This window comes from Sporomusa sp. (genome assembly GCF_057736855.1).
In genome coordinates, this window is record NZ_JBYKYF010000323.1 from 1 (window position 1) to 3245 (window position 3245).

General features: G+C 40.0%; 5 protein-coding genes and 1 other annotated feature. All 5 genes read left to right on the forward strand.

Annotated elements, in window-relative coordinates; all coding sequences use genetic code 11:
* A partial coding sequence (thrS, locus tag AC29Z1_RS15500) for a threonine--tRNA ligase (RefSeq protein WP_488272356.1) occupies positions 1-834 on the forward strand: 834 nt, incomplete at its 5' end.
* A gap of 64 nt (positions 835-898) precedes the next feature.
* Positions 899-1029, forward strand: a sequence feature (ribosomal protein L20 leader region).
* Positions 992-1585 carry a translation initiation factor IF-3 gene (gene infC / locus AC29Z1_RS15505; RefSeq protein ID WP_488272357.1) on the forward strand — a complete coding sequence of 198 codons (594 nt, stop codon included), beginning with the start codon at positions 992-994 and terminating at the stop codon, positions 1583-1585. It overlaps the preceding feature by 38 nt.
* 21 nt (positions 1586-1606) lie before the next feature.
* Positions 1607-1804: a 50S ribosomal protein L35 gene (gene rpmI / locus AC29Z1_RS15510; protein WP_488272358.1), complete on the forward strand. Its 198-nt coding sequence runs from the start codon at positions 1607-1609 to the stop codon at positions 1802-1804.
* Positions 1805-1974: 170 nt separating this feature from the next.
* The gene (rplT, locus tag AC29Z1_RS15515) at positions 1975-2328 is read left to right on the forward strand and encodes a 50S ribosomal protein L20 (protein WP_488272359.1); all 354 of its coding nucleotides are present in this window, start codon (positions 1975-1977) and stop codon (positions 2326-2328) included.
* Between the two features lie 243 nt (positions 2329-2571).
* The coding region (locus AC29Z1_RS15520; protein ID WP_488272360.1) for a class II fructose-bisphosphate aldolase at positions 2572-3245 on the forward strand (674 nt) is incomplete at its 3' end.

The window sequence follows — 3245 nt, forward strand, 5'->3', positions numbered from 1 at the left end:
GGACTTGTGCACAGACATGAAATTTCTGGAGCACTGCACGGACTTATGCGCGTACGCAGCTTTACACAGGATGATTCACATATTTTCATGCTTCCTTCACAGATAAAAAGCGAAATTAAGAAGGTTATCGAACTATTTAATACTGTATACAGTGTCTTTGGCTTATCCTATCATGCTGAACTGAGTACCAAACCGGAAAAAGCCATGGGGTCTGACGAAGTCTGGGAAACGGCTACCAATGCACTGCGCGAGGCAATGGAAGAGCTCAATATGCCCTTCAAAATTAATCCGGGCGACGGCGCTTTTTATGGCCCCAAAATTGATTTTCATTTAAAAGACTCTATTGGTCGTACCTGGCAATGTGGTACCATTCAGCTTGACATGATGTTGCCTGAAAAATTTGATCTTACCTATATTGGTGAAGATGGTCAAAAACACCGTCCGGTAATGATCCACCGGGTTGTTTACGGCAGTATAGAACGCTTTATCGGTATTTTAATTGAGCATTATGCCGGTGCTTTCCCGATGTGGCTTGCACCTGTACAAGCAAAGATTTTGCCGATCAGTGAACGCCATGCTGCATATGCCCATGAAATCGCCCAAACAATGCGAGATAAAGATATTCGGGTAGAAGTAGATGACCGCAACGAAAAAATTGGTTATAAAATTCGTGAAGCTCAGCTACAAAAAACACCTTATATGCTGGTTGTGGGTGATAAAGAAATTGAATCACGTACTGTGTCTGTTCGTAAACGGGGCGAAGGCGATATTGGCGCAATGCCTGTTGAAGAGTTTATTGCTACAGCTCTTAATGAGATTGTCACCAAAAGCTGATAAGAATAAAAAATAACTTGACATCTTTAGCAATTGATGTTAACATTATCGAGTAGTTAAATTTTACTCTAAGTAGAAGCCATCCGCTTCTCACCTTACAACGCATGTGTGCAGTTCGTAAGGTAATGGTAAGCAAATCAGTTTTGATATGCTATGTATGCGGGTGGTTTATACCATCCGCTTTTTATTTAACGAAAAATATCAGGAGGGAGCGGCAATTAGCAAAGAAAATTTAAAGATCAATGAGGAAATTCGAGCAAAAGAAGTTCGGTTGGTCAACAGTAACAATGAACAATTAGGAATTATGTCGCTGAGAGAAGCGTTACGTTTAGCCAGTGAGCAAAATCTTGATTTAGTCGAAATAGCGCCAACTGCAAAACCGCCAGTATGCCGAATTATGGATTTTGGTAAATACAGGTATGAGCAGCAAAAACGTGAAAAAGAAGTCAAAAAGAAACAAAAGGTAATTACGCTTAAAGAGGTTAAACTCCGTCCCAATATTGAAGATCATGACTTTAATGTTAAGCTGAAAAACGCCCAGCGTTTCTTAGAAGATGGCGACAAAGTCAAGGTAACCATCATGTTCAGAGGCCGGGAACTTTCTCACCCTGAACTTGGTAAGCAAGTGCTTGTAAGAATGGCAACCTTGCTTAAAGATGTGGCTAATATCGAACGTGAGGCTAAGCTCGAAGGTAAAAATATGATTATGATTGTAGCTCCTAAGCCCAACACTACGCAATCCAGCACATAAATAGAAAGGGGATATCCAACAATGCCAAAAATTAAAACTCGTAGAAGTGCCGCAAAACGTTTTAGAGTGACTGGCAGTGGTGAATTTAAACGTGCCAAAGCTTTCAAGAGTCATATTCTTGAGAAAAAATCTCCGTCCCGTAAACGTAATCTGCGTAAAGCCGCTCTGGTTAGCAAGGCTGATCATGAGCGCGTAGTAAAAATGCTTCCTTACGCATAAGATCAACCTATTTATCCGATGACTAACTTGCTGTAAGAGTTCTGCTTTGTTTATATAAGTAGAAGTTAGAGCAGCCAAGTCTTTGGATCATTTAGACTAGATTCAGATGGGTTAGGGTTAATCCATCCGAATCAAGTCTTCATTCATAACTACATCAGGAGGTATGTGACATGCCAAGAGTTAAAAAAGGTGTTACTGCACATAGACGTCATAAAAAGATTCTTAAATTAGCCAAAGGATATCGTGGTGCTAAGAGTAAGCTGTTCAAAAAAGCAAATGAAACAGTGATGAAAGCTCTGTATTATGCACGTCGTGACCGTCGCGCCAAAAAAGGTGATTTCCGTAAATTGTGGATCACCCGGATAAATGCGGCTGCTCGCATGAATGGTATCTCCTATAGCCAATTGATCAATGGACTCAAAAAGGCTGGAGTAGAAGTTAATCGTAAAATGTTAGCTGACATGGCAGTTAACGATATGGCTGCATTTACTAAGCTGGTAAGCACTGCTAAAGAACAACTGTAAATTCAAAAAAACTTCCGGAATCATTCTGGGAGTTTTTTTTATGTATAATATTTATAAATATTGGAATTACTATAGGAAATTCAATACGAAATTACTAAATTAATCCATAATTACGTCGACAGAAATATTTGATTTTTTAAAATTTTATTATAATGGCAGGTTTTTTTGGGATAGCGGCGAATACAATGAAATATAAGGAAGTACGACGAGAGGCATCATCAAGCCAAAAAGGAGGAGTTAGACTTGTCTCTGGTAACCATGAAAGAATTACTTCAGGATGCAAAAAAAAGAAAGTATGCTGTAGGCGGTTTTAACGTATTTAACTTTGAAACTTTAGGTGCAGTTATTGAGGTAGCAGAAGAACTAAAAACTCCCCTGGTGCTGGGTATCCCTGAGCGCTTGTTTAAATTTGTCGATGTTGATACCTTAAGCGCTGCCATGATCAAAGCTGCGCAGAAGGCTTCGGTACCTGTTGCGCTTCATCTTGACCATGGTTATACGTATGAAGGGGTGATGAAAGCTATTCGTTGGGGATTTACTTCTATTATGTTTGATGGCTCTGCTTTGTCATTTGAGGACAACTTAAAACGTACGAAAGAAATTACCCGCATAGCCCATTCTCTCGGTGTGTCAGTCGAGGGTGAATTGGGCTATGTTGGCTGTTATGGTAATCTTACAGATATTCAGGAAGAAAACCTGGTTAAACCAGAGGTAGCACGAGATTTTGTGGAAAAAACAAAAGTCGATGCGTTAGCGGTGGCAGTAGGAACTAATCACGGAATGTACCGTGGCGGACCAAAACTCAATTTTTCGCGGCTAGCAGAACTAAACAATACCGTTAACGTGCCATTGGTTATGCATGGGGGGTCGAAATTGTCTAGAGAAGACTATCAAAATTCTATACAGTCCGGTATAAG

Coding starts and splice junctions, on each gene's coding strand:
- infC (WP_488272357.1), top strand. CDS start 992: ATGCGGGTGGTTTATACCATCCGCTTTTTATTTAACGAAAAATATCAG.
- rpmI (WP_488272358.1), top strand. CDS start 1,607: ATGCCAAAAATTAAAACTCGTAGAAGTGCCGCAAAACGTTTTAGAGTG.
- rplT (WP_488272359.1), top strand. CDS start 1,975: ATGCCAAGAGTTAAAAAAGGTGTTACTGCACATAGACGTCATAAAAAG.